Annotated in this window: 11 protein-coding genes and 1 riboswitch; of the genes, 5 read left to right on the top strand and 6 right to left on the bottom strand. The window is 59.9% G+C overall.

What is annotated here, in order from left to right; all coding sequences use genetic code 11:
• The coding region (locus ACQKPC_RS25465) for a beta strand repeat-containing protein (RefSeq protein WP_427627171.1) at positions 1-2,073 on the top strand (2,073 nt) is incomplete at its 5' end.
• Between the two features lie 72 nt (positions 2,074-2,145).
• Here ACQKPC_RS25465 and ACQKPC_RS25460 read toward each other — a convergent pair.
• The 5 genes from ACQKPC_RS25460 to ACQKPC_RS25440 form a co-directional block, all read right to left on the bottom strand.
• A complete protein-coding gene (locus tag ACQKPC_RS25460) occupies positions 2,146-4,884 on the bottom strand; it encodes a LuxR C-terminal-related transcriptional regulator (protein WP_123501251.1) in 2,739 nt (912 codons plus the stop codon).
• 393 nt (positions 4,885-5,277) lie between these two features.
• Entirely contained in the window at positions 5,278-6,642 is a 1,365-nt protein-coding gene (locus ACQKPC_RS25455; RefSeq protein ID WP_008072127.1) for a DUF1329 domain-containing protein, read from the bottom strand.
• Positions 6,643-6,670: 28 nt separating this feature from the next.
• Positions 6,671-8,560: a DUF1302 domain-containing protein gene (locus ACQKPC_RS25450; RefSeq protein WP_192345491.1), complete on the bottom strand. Its 1,890-nt coding sequence runs from the start codon at positions 8,558-8,560 to the stop codon at positions 6,671-6,673.
• Between the two features lie 336 nt (positions 8,561-8,896).
• Positions 8,897-10,579, bottom strand: coding sequence for a fatty acid--CoA ligase (locus ACQKPC_RS25445; protein ID WP_427627168.1), 1,683 nt, complete (start codon positions 10,577-10,579; stop codon positions 8,897-8,899).
• Positions 10,580-10,727: 148 nt separating this feature from the next.
• On the bottom strand, positions 10,728-11,912 hold the full coding sequence (locus ACQKPC_RS25440) for an MFS transporter (RefSeq protein ID WP_427627166.1): 1,185 nt from the start codon (positions 11,910-11,912) through the stop codon (positions 10,728-10,730).
• 84 nt (positions 11,913-11,996) lie between these two features.
• On the opposite strand from ACQKPC_RS25440, the gene ACQKPC_RS25435 reads away from it, so the two are divergent.
• Positions 11,997-12,767, top strand: coding sequence for an AraC family transcriptional regulator (locus ACQKPC_RS25435; protein ID WP_427627164.1), 771 nt, complete (start codon positions 11,997-11,999; stop codon positions 12,765-12,767).
• Positions 12,768-12,780: 13 nt separating this feature from the next.
• Here the strand turns inward: ACQKPC_RS25435 and ACQKPC_RS25430 are convergent, their stop codons facing one another.
• Complete coding sequence (locus ACQKPC_RS25430; RefSeq protein WP_427627162.1) at positions 12,781-13,410, bottom strand: LysE family translocator; 630 nt, start codon at positions 13,408-13,410, stop codon at positions 12,781-12,783.
• A gap of 283 nt (positions 13,411-13,693) precedes the next feature.
• Between ACQKPC_RS25430 and ACQKPC_RS25425 the strand changes: the two genes are divergently transcribed.
• The 3 genes from ACQKPC_RS25425 (at position 13,694) to ACQKPC_RS25415 (ending at position 16,688) form a co-directional block, all read left to right on the top strand.
• Positions 13,694-14,659, top strand: coding sequence for a 2-hydroxyacid dehydrogenase (locus ACQKPC_RS25425; RefSeq protein ID WP_427627160.1), 966 nt, complete (start codon positions 13,694-13,696; stop codon positions 14,657-14,659).
• A 33-nt stretch (positions 14,660-14,692) separates the two neighbouring features.
• Positions 14,693-15,691 carry a methyltransferase gene (locus ACQKPC_RS25420; protein ID WP_427627158.1) on the top strand — a complete coding sequence of 333 codons (999 nt, stop codon included), beginning with the start codon at positions 14,693-14,695 and terminating at the stop codon, positions 15,689-15,691.
• Positions 15,692-15,887: 196 nt separating this feature from the next.
• Positions 15,888-16,012, top strand: a riboswitch (yybP-ykoY riboswitch).
• A 91-nt stretch (positions 16,013-16,103) separates the two neighbouring features.
• On the top strand, positions 16,104-16,688 hold the full coding sequence (locus ACQKPC_RS25415) for a TMEM165/GDT1 family protein (protein ID WP_032830419.1): 585 nt from the start codon (positions 16,104-16,106) through the stop codon (positions 16,686-16,688).
• The last annotated feature ends 23 nt before the right edge of the window (positions 16,689-16,711 follow it).

Raw genomic sequence — 16,711 nt, 5'->3', positions numbered from 1 at the left:
CTCACCGGCCTCGGCGCCTTCACCGTGGTCGGCAATGACCTGAACAACACCCTGCTCGGCAATGCCTCCATCAACACCCTGCAAGGCGGGGCCGGCAATGACTGGCTGGATGGCGGCGTGGGCGCTGACATCCTCAGCGGTGGCAGCGGCGATGACACCTACGTCATCGACAACGCCACCGACAAGGTCATTGAACTGGCCGACGAAGGTCGTGACCTGATCAGGACGGCAGTGAGCTACACCCTGTCGACCAACGTCGAAGACGGCGTGCTGCTCGGCGCCGCCGCGTTGAACCTCACGGGCAACGAACTGGACAATAGCCTCACCGGCAACGCCGCCGCCAACGTCCTCGACGGCAAGGCCGGGGCCGACACCCTGGACGGCGGCCTCGGCGCCGACCTGATGATCGGCGGCACCGGCAACGACACCTACATCGTCGATAACCTCAAGGACGTGGTCACCGAGACCAGCACCCTGGCAAGTGAAATCGACACCGTACGTTCCTCGGTCAGTTGGACCTTGAGTGCCAACGTGGAAAATCTCATCCTTACCGGGACCAATAACCTAAACGGAGTCGGCAACGCCCTGGACAACGTGCTGAACGGCAACAGTGGGAACAACGTGCTCAACGGTGGTACGGGGCTGGATACGCTGAGCGGTGGTGCTGGCGACGACACTTATACCCTCGACCAAGCCGGCGAACTGGTGCTGCTGCAGGAAACTGCCGACCAGGGTCGCGACCTGCTGAACATCACCTATGCCTCGACTCCGACCACCAGCATCATCGACCTCAGCCAAAGCAACCTGCAGAACGTCGAGAACGTGACCCTCACCGGCCTCGGTGCCTTCACCGTTATCGGCAACGACCTGAACAACACCCTGCTCGGCAATGCCTACGTCAACGATTTGCAAGGCGGGGGCGGCAACGACTGGCTGGATGGCGGCGTGGGCGCTGACATCCTCAGCGGCGGCAATGGTGATGACACCTATGTCATTACCGATAACGCCGCTAATGTCACCGAATTGGCCGATGAAGGCCACGACCTGATCCGCACGACGGTGAGCTATATCCTGTCGGCCAACGTCGAAGACAGCGTGCTGCTCGGCGCCGCCGCGTTGAACCTCACGGGTAATGAGCTCGACAACAGCCTGACCGGCAACGCCGCCGCCAACCTCCTCGACGGCAAGACCGGCGCCGACACCCTGGACGGCGGTGCCGGCAACGACACCTACATTGTCGACAATGTCGGCGACACGGTGATCGAACGCGGCACCTTGCTGACCGAGATCGACACGGTACTGTCGTCGATCAGCTATACCTTGGGCAGTAACCTCGAGAACCTGACCCTCTCCGACACTGACCACCTCGATGGTACCGGCAATGCTCTGAACAACCGTCTGATCGGTAACTCCGGCAACAACGTTCTGGATGGCGGAATCGGCGCCGACGTGATGAGCGGCGGCAGCGGCAATGACACCTATATCGTCGACAACCTCAAGGACGTAGTCACCGAGAGCAGCCTCCTGGCGAGCGAAATCGACACCGTGCGCTCCTCGGTCAGCTGGACCCTGGGTGCCAACCTGGAAAACCTCACCCTCACCGGCAGCAATAACCTCAACGGTGTCGGCAACACCCTGAATAACGTACTGACCGGCAATAGCGGCAATAACCAACTCAATGGCGGAGCGGGCAACGACCTGCTCGACGGCGGTGCGGGCAATGACCTACTGGTGGGAGGTCTGGGCGCAGACACCCTCACGGGGGGCTCTGGTGCCGACCGGTTTATTTTCAGTTTGATAAGCGAGCTGGGCAAAGGGGCGAACAGCGATTTCATCACCGACTTCAGCAGCCTGCAGGGTGACAAAATCGACCTGTCGAAACTCGATGCCAATATCCTCACCACCGCGTTCAACGCCTTCACTTTCATTGACTCGAATGCATTCACAGGGGCAGGACAACTGCGTTTCGAAGATCATGTGCTGTACGGCAACGTCAACGGCACGCTGGGTGCAGACTTCGAAATTCAGCTGGTAGGCGTGGACACCTTTAGTGCCAACGATCTGGTGGCATGACAACGGCAGTACAATGAAAACGCCCCGACTTGTTCGGGGCGTTTTCCTTTAAGAGATGCAGTTGTCCCTCAGTTAAGACAGAACGCCCAACTCCTTCGCCCTTGCCACCGCCTGGGTCCTGCGTTCTACCCCCAACTTACTGTTGATATGACTGGCATGGGTTTTCACCGTGTGCAGCGAAATAAATAATTGATCGCTGATTTCCTGGTTCGAACACCCTTGGGCGATCAGTCGCAGAACGGCCAGTTCACGCGTACTGAGCTGTTCGGCAGCTGGCGATGATTCCATCACCGGCCGAGAGGCCATGGCTGGAAGTTTTTCCGAGAGACTTTGCGAAACGGCCGTCGGTGCACAGAGTTGAAGTTGCCCGCGCAGCCAGTCCGAGTGCTCGGTCAGCAATGGATCAAACGGTTGCAGGACGCCTCCGGCGGCCGCTTCCAAAGCCTGGGCCAGCGCCTTGCGCGCCTCGGATTCGCGCCCGCCCGCCAGCAACAGCATGATTTTCTGACTGAGCGCCATCACGCTGAGCATCTGCCGGCCGCTGTGCTGACCGTGTTCATGCAACGCATTCAATCGCCCTTCGGCGAGCATGGGCTGGCCCTTCATCATGTCCAGCACCGCCTGTTGCAGTTCAATGTGCAGCGGCAGTTGCGGATGGAACTCCGGGGGGGCCGCCGGATGCTCGCCGTTGTAAGTCTGACCCAATCGCGTGAGCCAGGCTTCGGCGAGGTCGGTGCGGCCCTGGGCCAGCCAGAGTTCGCATTTGACCAGAGTGATCATCGCCAGGTAGTAAATCGGCGGGACGTCCCAGATGTGCATCAGGCGCTCGGCCTCGGCGAGTTCGGCGAAGGCTTTTGCGAATTCGCCGTTGTGGCCATCCAGCCGTGCGATCACGCAATGGCCGATCAGTACGCTGATGTCGCGACAGGCCCGGGCTTCGCCCAACCCTGCTTGCAAACGTGCCCGCGCAGCTTGGGGTTGCAAGCGCAGAGCCAGCAAAAATCCCTCGTATAAAATCAGCCGCGCGCGCACTGCGTACAGCCGTTGCGGGGATAAGCCTTGCAGGCGTTGCAGCCCCTGGCGGACTTCATCCAGTGAGCGAAGAATCTCCCCACGCGCCTGCAGCACACGGGCGCGGTCGTAATGGGCCAGCGCCTCGAACAATGGATTGCCGACCCGTTGTGCCAGTTCAAGGGACTCACGATTCAGCCCCCGGGCACGCCAGAGGTCGCTGTCGGCAATGGCCAGGTTCGACAATGTAGAGAGGCACATCAGGCGTTGCCCATAGCGTTTGGCCGGCAGGCTCTCCAGCGCTTCGGTGCAATAGCGCAACGTCAGCTCGCGATTGCCTCGGCCCCGGGCGATGATGCCGCTCAGGGCCAGCCATTGCGCCAGCATGGATTTTTGCGCAGTAGCCGACGGCGCCGGCAAGAAGTGGCTCAAATGGCTGGCCAGCTCCTCGGCGGCGTCCAGCTGGCAGGCCAGCCCCAACGCCCAGCTGTAGAGCACGATCAGCCGTGGTGTGCTGATCAGCAAGCTGTCGGGCAGGTCCATTTTCCAGCGCAGCAGCATGCCGACGTTCTGCTCGGCCAGCAGCTGTTCTTCGGAGAGGTTTTGCACCAGATTCGCCGCAACATCCAGATGCCCGGCACGCAACGCCTGCTCCACCGCCTCATCGAGTAACCCTTGAGAGTTGAACCAGCGGCAGGCACGCAGATGCAGGCTGGCCGTCGGCACTATCGCCTGGGCGGTGGGCCGGCTGCGCAGCAGGTCGGAAAACAGGTGGTGATAGCGATACCAGTGACCGTGTTCGTCCAGCGGCACCAGAAACACCTGATGCGCCAGCAGGAAACGCAGGATCTCGGCACTGTCATGGGCTTCGCGCACGGCGTCGCACAACTCGCTGCAAAAGCGCTCTTGGGGCGCGGTCTCGTACAGGAATGACTGCACCTCGGCGGGCAGGCAATCGATCACTTCTTCGAGCAGGTAATCGCGAATCAGCCCTTCCCCACCGTACAGCGATTGGGGCAATGCGCCCTCGCTGCCCGCCTCAGAGGCCGCCAGCAACCAGAAGCGCAGCCCGGCCACCCAGCCTTCACTGCGCTGGATCAAACTCTCCAGCGCCTCGCCACGCAATGAAATGCTGTGCCGATCAAGCAGGCTCAGGGTTTCATCGTGGGTCAGTCGAAGATCCTGTTCATGTAACTCGAGCAGTTGCCGCGACAGTCGCAGGCGTGCCAGATGCCAGTCGGGACGTTGCCGACTGGTGACCATGACCAGCAGACCATCGGGTAAATGATTGAGAAAAAATTGCAGGCAACGATCAAGCACCGGGCCCTGGGCCAGATGATAGTCATCGAGTACCAGTAACAGCGGCGTAGCGGGTGAAAGGTGCACAGCCAGTTCATCGAGCAAACCGTCCAGCCATTCTTCGAAGGCGAACGGCTGATGACGTTGGCGCATTTTCAGCAGCCCCAGCGCCTGGCTGCCCAGTTGCGGAAAATATTCCTGAAGACCTTCGAGCAGGCGCTCAAGAAAACGACCGGGATCACTGTCCCGAGGGCTCAACCCTAGCCACAGGCTTTGCCAGTGACCCGGCAACCCCTGGCAAAACTCCACCGCTAATGAACTCTTGCCGAACCCCGCTGGCGCGCTGACCAGCAATAGCCTGCCACCGAGGCCGGCGCTCAGACGCTCGCACAAACGCGGCCGCAGCACATGGCCGTCGGGCAGCGGAGGCCGGAAAAAGCGTCCGTCCAATGCTGCGACGGCAACGCTTGCAGGGCCCGGAAGTGGGGACAGATCAGTCATGGCCGGCTCTTGTTTGAAAGGCTGATGGCGGCGTTACAGATGTCCGCAGCCTAGCGGTAAACGAAGAGCTATTGAAGGTCATTGCTACAAATGGCTACAAAAAGACTACGAACAGAAGTTGCCAAGCCTGAGGTGCAGTTTTTTCGACAGACCGTGTCGTTCCCTTCGCGAGCAAGCCCGCTCCCACACTGGATCTCCATTGCTCACAGATTTGTATGTCCACCGAAGATCAAATGTGGGAGCTGGCTTGCTCGCGAAAGGGCCATCACAGTCACCGACTGTTTCGCGAGTCCCCCCACGTTAACAAGTGCGCCCTGATACAAAATTCCGATAAAAAAACGCCCCGAACCAGTCGGGGCGTTTTTCGAGGATGCGGCCTCGGGTTACACCGTATTAGCGAACGCCTTCCTGACGCAATGCTGCCGGCGTGAAGTCTGCGGTGCTGGCAGTGAAGCCGAAGTTATATGCCGACTTTTCTTCGTTCTTCATGCCCAGGGCCAGGTAGCGGCCCGATTGCAGGTCGTACAAGGTTTCGAGGGCGTACCACGGCACTTGCTTGTCGTAGTAGTTCTCGGAGTGAGCCTCGGCGACACGCCACAGTTGTCCGCGACCGTCGTAGTGGTCGACCACAGCTGCCTGCCAGGTGTCTTCGTCGATGTAGAAGTCACGTTTGGCGTAAATGTGACGTTGACCTTCCTTCAGGGTCGCGACCACATGCCAGACCCGACGCAGTTCATAGCGAGTCAGGTCCTGATTGATGTGACCGGCCTTGATGATGTCGGCGTACTTCAGTTGTGGTGAATCGAGCTTGTAGCTGTCGGAGGCGATGTACATCTCTTTCTTGCCTTCGAGCTTCCAGTCATAGCGATCCGGCGCACCGTTGTACATGTCCAGGTTGTCGGAGGTACGCAGGCCATCGGCAGCGGTACCCGGCCCGTCATAGGACACTTGCGGCGCACGACGCACACGGCGTTGCCCGGCGTTGTAGACCCACGCCGAACGCGGTTCTTTAACCTGGTCGAGGGTTTCGTGTACCAGCAGCACACCACCGGCCAGACGCGCCGGCGCGGTCACTTTCTGCTTGAAGTAGAACAGGATGTTGCCCGGATTTTTCGGGTCGTAATCCTTCATTTTGTCGCGGAACACGAACTGGTCCTCGAAGTACACCAGGCTGAACGAGCCGTTCGGCTGCGGTGTGGCCTGGGTTATCAGACGGGTCACACTGCCGCCGCGATAACGGGTGATGTGGTTCCAGATGACTTCAACGCCGCTTTTCGGAATCGGGAACGGGATCGCGGTTTCGAAGTTTTCCAGACCGTTGCCACCGGACACCAGGTTAGTGTTGGTGGCGTTCTTCTTGATCGAGGCGAACACTTCGTCCGGCACGGTGGCACCGCGATGGGACGGGTAGACCGGCATCTTGAAGGTTTCCGGGTAGCGCTTGAACATCGCGTACTGACCCGGCGCGAGCTTGTCCTTGTACTGGTCGACGTTTTGCGCGGTGATGGTGAACTGCGGTTTTTCACTCGCGAACGGATCAGACAGAAAACCCTTGCTGTCCACGCTACCGGCGTTTTTCGGCATGGGTTTCCAGGCCGGGATCGAACCGTCGGCGTTACCCGCCATCTCGGCGCCCATCGGGGTCAGGCTCTTGCCCAGCTTGTCCGCTTCGGCCGCAGGAACCGCCGCCATGACACCGGTTGCCAGCAGCGACAGCCCCAGAACGCCAACGTGGAACAGACTCTTTGTTATTTTCATAAATGTGTTCGTCCTGAAAATACAGTGCTTAGAAGTTCACGCCGAAGCTGAGCGCAACGAAGTCGCGATCATCCACGGTGGTGTACTTGCCGTCGAAGAAGTTGGTGTACGCCAGGCTCGCGGTGTAGGTGTTCTGGTATTCGGCGTCGACCCCCAGGCTCACCGCTTTACGACCTTCCTCGAAGTTGCCGCCAGGGCCAGGCGAGTAACCGCTCACGTCATGGGACCAGGCCACGTTCGGCTTGAGGTTCACACCGGCGAACACATCGTTGTAATCCCAGATGGCGCGACCGCGATAACCCCACGACATCGACGTGGTGAAGCCCTCGTCTTCGCAATTACGGCTGCGGTTGTTGGTTGCAGTACCTGCGCCGGCACCGTTGATGGTGCTGGTGTTGAGGATCGCCGAACAGGTGTTGAGGCCGCCGGTAGCCGGCAGTTCACCAGGACCGTAGACCGGGTCACGGCCGTAACGGATTTCGGAGCTGCTTTCCAGGCCGCCAACATGGGTCACGCCCACTTCGCCCACCAGGGTCAGACGGCTGGCGCCCATGACCTGATCGAAGAAGTGCGTCAGCGTGGTCTGGAACTGGGTGATTTCCTTGCGGCGATAGCCGTGCAAATCCTGACCCGGTACACCGGGGAGCAGCGAAGCGTTGGCCAAGGCACCGCCCAATGGGCGTACGCCGGCAAACAGGATATCGGTGGAGTTGAGCTGCACCGGCGCGTTCGGACGGTAGCTGATCTCACCGCTCCATGCCGTACCGGTAGGCAGCGTGGTGGAGAAGCTCAAGCCGTAGAGACGGATGTCTTCCGGGTATTCGACGAAGTACTCGGAATTACCGGCGACCACCAGCGGCCCCAGCGCACGGAACGCCGCCGGCAAAGCTGCCACGCCGTTGTAGATCGATTGCGGAGCTCCCGTGGCGCTGAAGATCGGTGCACGGCTGTGGTAGTTCATGAAGTACGCGCCGAACTCGGTATCGAGCGGATCGAACATGTACTTCAAGGACGCGCCCCACTGGCCGCTGTCCCGCGCATCGCGGTCAGGACCACGACGCACCAGTACACCTTCTTCGTTGACGTCGACGCCCGCGTTGGCCAATGGGCCCAATGCGATGGCCGGAATGGTCGAGCGCTTGTTCAGCACGCGCAGGTTATTGTCGCAACCGTCGGCAATGATGTCCGGCTGGGAGAAGAAGGTGCCGCAGTTATCGACAACCGTCTGGTCCCATTCGAGCTGATAGAACGCTTCAGCCGACAGGTTGTCGGTCAGGCTTTGGGATACATAGAACATGTTGACCGGGATCAGGCCTTCCTTGACCTCGGCGCCAGGACGACGGAACGCGGACACGTCAATCGGGTTGATCGAGTTGATGCCGCCGCCGATGAAAGTACTTTCCCCCCAGCTCACGACCTGCTTGCCCAGACGCACGGAACCCGGCTGATCGGCGATGGCGTAGTTGTGGTAGACGAAGGCGTCGAGGATCTGGCCGCCGGAGGACTTGGCGCCCTCCTTGCGGTTGCTGTCGCTGATGTCTTTGAACTCGCGGCTTTCATCCTTGAGCTCGAAGTCGTACCAGTATTTGCCCCGGACGAAGACACCGGTGTCGCCGTATTTCAATTCAAGGTCATGGATGCCCTTGAAGATCTTCGAGAAGGTTTCGCCGCTCTTGAAGTTGTTGTGACCGTCATCAGACGTCTGGGACAGGCCGTGGCCCCCGTTATTGACGCCGATGAGGTTCTTGTTCGGGCTCTGAGTAGACCAACTGGCTCCGATCGACAGGGATGAGTCGAATTGACCCTCGATCTCACCGACGTTGAAACTGACGCCGAATGCAGGCCCGGCGAGCGAAGAGGCAAGACTGACCGCCAGGGGCAGTTTCGCCCGGCGCCAGAACTGGTTTACTGATGTCATCGACGCTACTCCATGTGCATTATTGTTATGGCTGAGTACTTTTAAAAACGTTGTGGGTGACCGCAAGCCAAGTGGTTCCGACGTCACGCCAAAGTTGCATCGCCCCGTTTTGTGCGCGCGCTCCGTTCTTAAAAATTCCTTGAGCGGACTATAGCCAGCAGGTAGTAGTGCTTGATCCCTCTAAAGTGTGATTTGCAGCTGCCGGCCACTCTGGAACAGTCCTTTCGCCAGTCCGACACATGTCGGCACGGCAAGGATGGCTGAAAATTCGGATTTCACAAGCCAAGCGCTTGCTTGGTGGGTCTGGCGCGCCGTTTTCGGCGCGCCAGATGACGCTTAAAGCGTCGAGAGGAAGGTACTGTTGTTAGCCTGCCATTCGGTGATGTCGACGCGGATGCGCTTCTTGTCGAGTTTGCCGACACTGGTCTTGGGAATTTCAGTAACAATGGCGATTTGGCTCGGGATGGCCCACTTGCTCAGGTGCCCCTGCTCAACGAACGGCTTGAGGTGCTCCTTGAGTTCCTTGGCCCCGATCTCATGCCCTTCCCTGACGACCAACAGCGCAAACGGCCGCTCGCCCCACTGCGGATCGGCGATGCCCACCACTGCTACTTCGCGTACCGCAGGGTGGCGGCTGATCAGGTCTTCCAGGTCCAGGGAGGAGATCCACTCGCCGCCGGTCTTGATCACGTCCTTGATCCGGTCGCGAATGTCGATCACGCCCATGCTGTCCAGGGTCGCCACGTCGCCGGTGTGCAACCAGCCCCCGGCCCAGAGCTCTGCGCCTTTCTGCGGTTCGTTGAAATAGCCCTCGGTGAGCCACGGTGCTCGCAGCACCAGTTCGCCCTGGGTCTCACCATCGGCAGGCAGGAAGTTGCCGTCGGTGTCGACGATCGCCGCCTCGACCAATGGGCCCGGCACACCGGCCTTGATCCGGTAGGTGGTGCGTTCGTCTTCGGTGCCTGCCATCAGCTCATCGTTGAGGTGCGCGCACGATACCAATGGCCCGGTTTCCGACATGCCGTAAGCCGCGGTCAACTGAATGCCTTTGGCTTTGGCTGCTTCATACAGCGCACGGTTGAGCGCACTGCCGCCGATGACGATTTTCCAGCCGCCGAAATCGGTGTTTTGCGCCGCTTTGGCATTGAGGAGCATTTGCAGAATGGTCGGCACGCAATGGGAAAAGGTCACCTTCTCCTTGCGCCACAGTTCCACCAGATACTCGGGGTCGTAACGGCCGGGGTAGACCTGCTTGAGCCCGAGCATGGTTGCTACATACGGCAAGCCCCAGGCATGCACATGGAACATCGGGGTGATCGGCATGTACACATCGTTGGTACCCAGCAGGCGCACGCTGTCGATGGAACCCATGATGGTCGACACGCCCATGGTGTGCAGCACCAGTTGGCGATGGGTGAAATACACGCCTTTGGGGTTACCCGTGGTGCCAGTGGTGTAGAACGTGGTAGCGACCGAGTTTTCGTCGAAGTCTTCAAAGTCGTACTGCGGGCTCGCGGCGGCCAGCAATTGCTCGTACTCGCCAATCAGGTTCGGCAGGTCGGCGGTTTTTTCCGGCAGGTCGGTCAACAGCAGGGTTTTCTCCACTGTGGTCAGGTGCCCGGCAATCGCCTTGTACAGCCCGACGAACTCGCTGTTGACCAGCACGAAGCGGTCCTCGGCGTGGTTCATGGTGTAGAGAATCTGTTCCGGCGACAGGCGCACGTTGATGGTATGGATCACCGCACCGATCATCGGGATGGCAAACATGCATTCCAGATAGCGATGGCTGTCCCAGTCCATCACCGCCACGGTATCCCCGGCCTTTACGCCTGCGGCCGTCAGCACATTGGCCAGCCGCGCGACCCGCTCGATGAGGGTCGGATAGCTGTAGCGCAATTGATCGCGGTAGATGATCTCGCGGGTTTTTTCGTAACGGGCACCGGACATCAGCAGCCGTTTAATCAACAGCGGATACTGGTAAGCGCCCTCGGCTGGGGGGATAACGCGAGTCTGCAACATAAGAGTCCCTTTTCTGACTGCACGGTCTTGGTTTCTAAAGCTAAGCACTCTAGAGCCCTTGAACGCCAGCCAAATCAGCCAAAGGGATGATTTGCACAGCTGTATAAATGCTAGCTTTGCGCCATTACTTGCAGGAATTCATCAGCCGTTACACCGCTTTTCCCACGGCCGCCTCGGATGGTATCCGGGGGAAAACCACTGCTGCCACGAAGGTCAACGCGGCAAAAACCGCCAATATCAGGTAAAGGCCTACAAAACCTTGGCGCGGTTCGACGAACGAAATCAGCGGAATGGCGCTAGCACTGGCACCGAACGATAAACAGTAACGCAGCGCGAAGACTCGGGACTGCCATTGCGGCGCGACGAAGTTGGCGACCATCGCATCATTCACCGTGACCTGGCCAAACACCACGAACATGAACGCCGCGCCCAGCGCTATCACGGCCCAACCGTCGACATAGGCCAACCCGAACAACAGCGGCGCCTGGCACAGCGTCAACACCATAAACGGCCATTTCAGACTGAAATGATGCAAGACCCGACCGATGCTCAACTGCGCCACGGCACCGAAGGCATACGCCAGGCTGACCACGACGCCAAGAGTTTGCGGTGAAGCGAACAAATCGTGCAGGCGCTCCTGAAACAGTTTCGGATAGGTCATGGTCGTGGCGTTGAACACCACACCGCCGGTCGCGGTCGCCAAGGCCAGTACGCCGAACACCATGAACATGGAAATCCGCTGGCCAGCCGCACCTTTGAGCGGCATATGCGGACGCATCGGGATCGGTTCTTCGCGCACCTGAAACACGAAACCGATGCCCAGCACAATCGCCACCACGCCGGGCAAAATGAATGCCGAACGCCAGCCGAACTGCGCCACCAGCAACCCGGTGATCAACGCCGAAAATGCCACGCCGAGGTTGCCCCACATACCGTTGATACCGATTTCCCGGCCGCGATGCTGCGCGTAAGCCACCAGCATCGCGGTGCCTACCGGGTGATAGATCGCGGCGAAAATTCCGATCAGCGTCAGGCCGAGTACCAGCATCGGTGCGCTGCTGCTCACGCCGGTAAAGATTGCCGAGGCGCCAATGCCGAAAAAAAATACCAGCATCATTTTCCGTCGGCTCCAGTGATCCCCCAGCCAACCGGCCGGCAGCGAACAGGCGCCAAAGGCAATGAAACCGCCGAGGGACAGGCCGATCAGCGTTGCGTAGTCCAGCGCGAAGGCCTGGGTCATGCCGAGAATGGCGGCGGGAAAAATCAGCATGAACATGTGATCGATCACATGGGCTGCGTTGATATAGCGGAGGACATTTCTAGTCTGGTTCATCGCGGCACGCTTACGTTGTAGTGAGCGGCTTATGCTAAGTTGGCGAAAAAGAGCATTCCTGACAACAAAGTCATTGGATCTGACATGTTAATCAGCCATTTCCTGCACGGGCCGGTCAGCGCCTATCCGCGAGATTACGCGGACGGCGCTCACCAGGAGCTACATCAACACCGCGAAGCGCAGTTGCTGTACGCCGTTTGCGGCACCATGCGAGTGGTCACGGAGCAAGGTGCCTGGGTCATTCCACCGACCCGAGCCATATGGATTCCGCCATTGGTGGCGCATGAGATTTTCATGTCGGGCGCGGTGCGCATGCGTTCGCTGTTCATTGCCCCCGAACTGTCGCCGTCAACTCTGCAACAGTGCTGTGTGCTGGCCGTCACACCGCTGCTGCGCGAGCTGATCCTGCGCGCGGTGCAAGGTCCGCGACACGCGGAAAACTCACTGATTCAGAAGCTGATGCTGGAAGAGATCGCCAGCCTGGAAAACCTTCCGCTACACATTCCAATGCCCGAAGATCGACGCCTGCTGGGCATCTGCCTGGCGCTGATGCGCGCACCGGAGCATTCCAACACCCTGGAAGACTGGGCACAGCAGGTCGGCGCCAGTTCTCGAACCTTGGCGAGGCTGTTCCAGCAACAACTGAAGATGAACTTCAATGCCTGGCGCCAGCAACTGCGCCTGATGGAAGCCCTGCCGCGCCTGCTCGCCGGGGAAAGCGTGCAGAGCGTGGCGCGCGATCTGGGCTACGGCAGTGCTCGGGCGTTCAGCGCGATGTTTCGCCGTTTGCTCGGGGAAAACCCTCGGGAATACCTGAACGCGCTGAACAAATTGAGCGAGCTCAATCCCCCGTAGACACTCAGCGCGATCAATGCATCTCGGTGAACGCGAGTTTCACGCCGATGGCAATCAGCACCGCGCCCATGGTCCGGTCGAACCAGTGGCCCATGCGGGCGAAACCGGCGCGCACACGTTGTTGGCTGAACAGCATCGCCACCAGGCAGAACCAGACTGCCGTCGCTGCGGCCAGATAAATCCCGTAACCGGCCTGTACCGCCAATGGTGTGTGCGGGTTGATCACCACGGTGAACAGCGACAGGAAAAACAGCGTGGCTTTCGGGTTCAGGCCGTTGGTCACGAAACCCGAAGTGAAGGCGCCCCGTGCGGTGCGCTCGCCGGCTTCCTGGTGCAGATCATCCGCTACCGGTTTGGCCGGTTGCGCGCGCAGGGCCTTGAAGCCGATGTACAGCAGGTACGCGGCGGCGGCCCATTTCAAGGAATTGAACAGCACGATCGACTGGGACACGATCAGCCCGATGCCCAACAACGAATAACCGACGTGCAGGAAAATCGCCGAGCCGACGCCCAGTGCTGTCCAGGTCCCGGCACGGCGACCGTGGGTCACGCTCTCACGCACCACCACGGCAAAGTCCGGGCCGGGGCTGGCGACGGCCAGCAGGTGAATCAGGGCAACGGTCAAGAACTCTGTCCAGTACATGGGGGCTCCTTTTGGGCAGGGCGATCAATAAAAAATTCTGAGGCCGACTTCGCCTCTGTGGCGAGGGAGCTTGCTCCCGTTCGGCTGCGAAGCAGTCGTAAAACCGGATGACACGGTATGTCTGACAATACACGGTCGCCTGGGTTGGGGCCGCTGCGCAGCCCAGCGGGAGCAAGCTCCCTCGCCACAGGTTTGTGCCAGGCCAGACAATGCGTAACTGTTTATTTCATCTGGTAGGCTCGGCAGATTACGCCTTCAGTTCAATGCACAAAAGGTACAGTTGATGACGAACTCTCGCCGCGCCGTTTTCCTCGACCATCCGTCCCTGGACCTCGGCGATCTCGATCTCAGTCCGTTGCGTGATTGCTTCAGCGAATTGGAGTTGTTCGCGCAGACCACGCCTGATCAGGTGATCCAACGCCTCAAAGGCGCCAGCGTCGCCATCAGCAACAAGATTGTGATCGACGCAGCGGCCATGGCGGCCAGCCCCGAATTGAAGCTGATCCTGATCACCGCCACCGGTACCAACAACGTCGACCTCGCCGCCGCTCGCACCCACGGGATCACCGTTTGCAACTGTCAGGGTTACGGCACGCCGTCGGTGGCTCAGCACACGATCATGTTGTTGCTCAATTTGGCGACGCGCCTGGCTGACTATCAAAAAGCCGTCGCCGAAGGTCGCTGGCAACAGGCGAAACAATTCTGCCTGCTTGATTACCCGATCGTCGAACTCGAAGGCAAAACCCTCGGCCTGCTTGGCCACGGTGAACTCGGCAGTGCCGTGGCGCGGTTGGCCGAGGCGTTCGGCATGCGCGTGTTGCTGGGGCAGATTCCGGGGCGCCCTGCCCGACCGGATCGTTTGCCGCTGGATGAACTGCTGCCGCAAATCGACGCCCTGACCCTGCACTGCCCGCTCAACGAACACACTCGCCACTTTATCGGCGCTCGTGAACTGGCCTCGATGAAACCCGGTGCTTTCGTGGTCAACACCGCGCGCGGCGGTTTGATTGACGAACAAGCATTGGCCGACGCCCTGCGCAACGGTCACTTGGGCGGCGCGGCCACCGACGTGTTGAGCGTCGAACCACCCACCGCGGGCAATCCGTTGCTGGCCCAGGATATTCCACGGCTGATCGTCACCCCGCACAACGCCTGGGGCAGTCGCGAGGCGCGGCAAAGAATCGTTGGCCAGTTGACCGAAAACGCCCAAGGCTACTTCAGCGGTCAAGCGCTGCGGGTCGTCAGTTGATAAACTGCGGCACTTTTTTTCCAGGAGCAGAGTATGGATCCGCGCAGTGAAGTACTGCTTCGTCAGGCCGAGTTATTCCAGGGTTCGGTGCTGCTGGCCGGTTTGCCCGCCGATGATTTGCTGGGCCGCTTACCCGATGCCCATGGTTGGTGCTGGCACGCCGGCGATCAAGCAGCGCTGGACGCCCGTTTCGCCGAGCGCAGCCATTTCGGCGTGAATGCGCCGGAGCGCGAGTTCGACAGCGCCGTGGTGTTTCTGCCCAAGGCCAAAGACCTGACCGACTACATCCTCAACGCCCTCGCCTCTCGTTTGGCTGGCCGTGAGTTGTACCTGGTGGGCGAAAAACGTAGTGGTATCGAAGGCGCGGCCAAGCAGTTGAACCCCTTCGGCAAACCCCGCAAGCTCGACAGCGCACGGCATTGCCAGCTCTGGCAAGTCACCGTGGCCAATGCACCAGAAGCCAAGTCGCTGGAAAGCCTGGCCCAGGAATATGAACTGCCACTGGCCGAAGGCCCATTGAAAGTCATCAGCCTGCCGGGCGTATTCAGCCATGGGCGACTGGATCGCGGCAGCGCCCTGTTGCTGGAACATCTGGACAAACTGCCCAGCGGCCACTTGCTGGACTTCGGTTGCGGCGCGGGTGTGTTGGGGGCGGCGGTCAAGCGGCGTTATCCACACAACCAGGTCACCCTGCTCGATGTGGACGCGTTTGCTGCCGCCAGCAGTCGCCTGACCCTGGCCGCCAACGGCCTGGACGCGGAGGTGATGACCGGTGACGGCATCGATGCCGCGCCCATGGGTTTGAGCGCGATTCTGAGCAACCCACCGTTCCATGTCGGCGTACACACCGATTACTTCGCCACCGAGAACTTGCTGCGAAAAGCGGCCAAACATCTGAAAAACGGCGGTGAACTTCGGCTGGTAGCGAACAGCTTCCTGAAGTATCAACCGCTGATCGAAGAGCACTTGGGCGTGTGTGCAATCAAGGCTGAAGGACAAGGTTTCCGAATCTACCGGGCCAAACGCGGCTGAAACCGCTTTTACAAAAGAGGGCTTGTCCCAGAGCGACGAAGATCCTTGTGGGAGCGTGGCTTGCCCGCGAAAAATGCACCGCGATTTTTCAGGTGTTACTCGGCATCGTTCTTCGCGGGCAAGCCTCGCTCCCACAGGTTCTGCAAACTAACTACCGACATTGGGGCTTGCCCAATCGGATTTGCCTAGGCAGAATCCGCTCCGTCCTAGGGGAGTAGTCTCCCACGAGCGCCATGCTCGTCCGGCATACGTCAACATACTTGGTCAAAAGACCATGGCGTATGCGACCCAAGCGTCCGCATCAGACGGATCGCAGGGTTTGACAAGACCTATGACACGAACACCTTACCCGGGGCGGGAAGGCTGTACGTGTCATAGCCGTGTCGACCCGCCCCTTAGGAAAACCCTGATGATGTTGGACTCTCTACTCGTTCCCACCGCAATCGTTGCCTTGGCCGAAATCGGCGACAAGACGCAACTGCTCGCGCTCATTCTTGCTGCCCGCTTTCGCAAACCCTGGCCGATCATCGCCGGCATCGTCGCCGCGACCCTGGCCAACCATGCGGCCGCCGGCGCGGTAGGCGCCTGGTTCGGCAGTTTCTTCTCGAATGCGACGTTGCACTGGATCCTCGCCGCGAGCTTTACCGCCACGGCCCTGTGGACGCTGGTGCCGGACAAGATGGACGAAGACGAAGCCAGCACCGCCCGCAAATTCGGGCCGTTCCTGACCACGCTGATTGCGTTCTTCCTCGCGGAAATGGGCGACAAGACCCAAGTCGCAACCGTGATGCTCGCTGCACAATACCCGGACCTGTGGCTGGTGATCATCGGCACAACCGCCGGGATGTTGATTGCTAACGTGCCGGTGGTACTGGCAGGTAACTTTGCGGCAGACAAACTGCCCTTGACCCTGATCCGTCGCCTGGCGGCGTCGGCATTCCTGATCCTGGCGATTGTTGCGGTGTACAAGGCGATGCAGAGCAGTGGGTGGGTTTGACGCGGTAGGTCGTTAGACCGCGT

This window comes from Pseudomonas sp. NPDC089918, from assembly GCF_050280605.1.
GTDB lineage: Bacteria > Pseudomonadota > Gammaproteobacteria > Pseudomonadales > Pseudomonadaceae > Aquipseudomonas.
Note: the sequence above shows the minus strand (reverse complement) of the source record. Positions and strands in the feature narration are given on the sequence as shown.

What these genes read in the sequence shown, in the direction of transcription:
- ACQKPC_RS25460 (WP_123501251.1), bottom strand. Translation starts at nt 4,884, where the DNA reads ATGACTGATCTGTCCCCACTTCCGGGCCCTGCAAGCGTTGCCGTCGCA.
- ACQKPC_RS25415 (WP_032830419.1), top strand. Translation starts at nt 16,104, where the DNA reads ATGTTGGACTCTCTACTCGTTCCCACCGCAATCGTTGCCTTGGCCGAA.
- ACQKPC_RS25425 (WP_427627160.1), top strand. Translation starts at nt 13,694, where the DNA reads ATGACGAACTCTCGCCGCGCCGTTTTCCTCGACCATCCGTCCCTGGAC.
- ACQKPC_RS25445 (WP_427627168.1), bottom strand. Translation starts at nt 10,579, where the DNA reads ATGTTGCAGACTCGCGTTATCCCCCCAGCCGAGGGCGCTTACCAGTAT.
- ACQKPC_RS25435 (WP_427627164.1), top strand. Translation starts at nt 11,997, where the DNA reads ATGTTAATCAGCCATTTCCTGCACGGGCCGGTCAGCGCCTATCCGCGA.
- ACQKPC_RS25450 (WP_192345491.1), bottom strand. Translation starts at nt 8,560, where the DNA reads ATGACATCAGTAAACCAGTTCTGGCGCCGGGCGAAACTGCCCCTGGCG.
- ACQKPC_RS25420 (WP_427627158.1), top strand. Translation starts at nt 14,693, where the DNA reads ATGGATCCGCGCAGTGAAGTACTGCTTCGTCAGGCCGAGTTATTCCAG.
- ACQKPC_RS25455 (WP_008072127.1), bottom strand. Translation starts at nt 6,642, where the DNA reads ATGAAAATAACAAAGAGTCTGTTCCACGTTGGCGTTCTGGGGCTGTCG.
- ACQKPC_RS25440 (WP_427627166.1), bottom strand. Translation starts at nt 11,912, where the DNA reads ATGAACCAGACTAGAAATGTCCTCCGCTATATCAACGCAGCCCATGTG.
- ACQKPC_RS25430 (WP_427627162.1), bottom strand. Translation starts at nt 13,410, where the DNA reads ATGTACTGGACAGAGTTCTTGACCGTTGCCCTGATTCACCTGCTGGCC.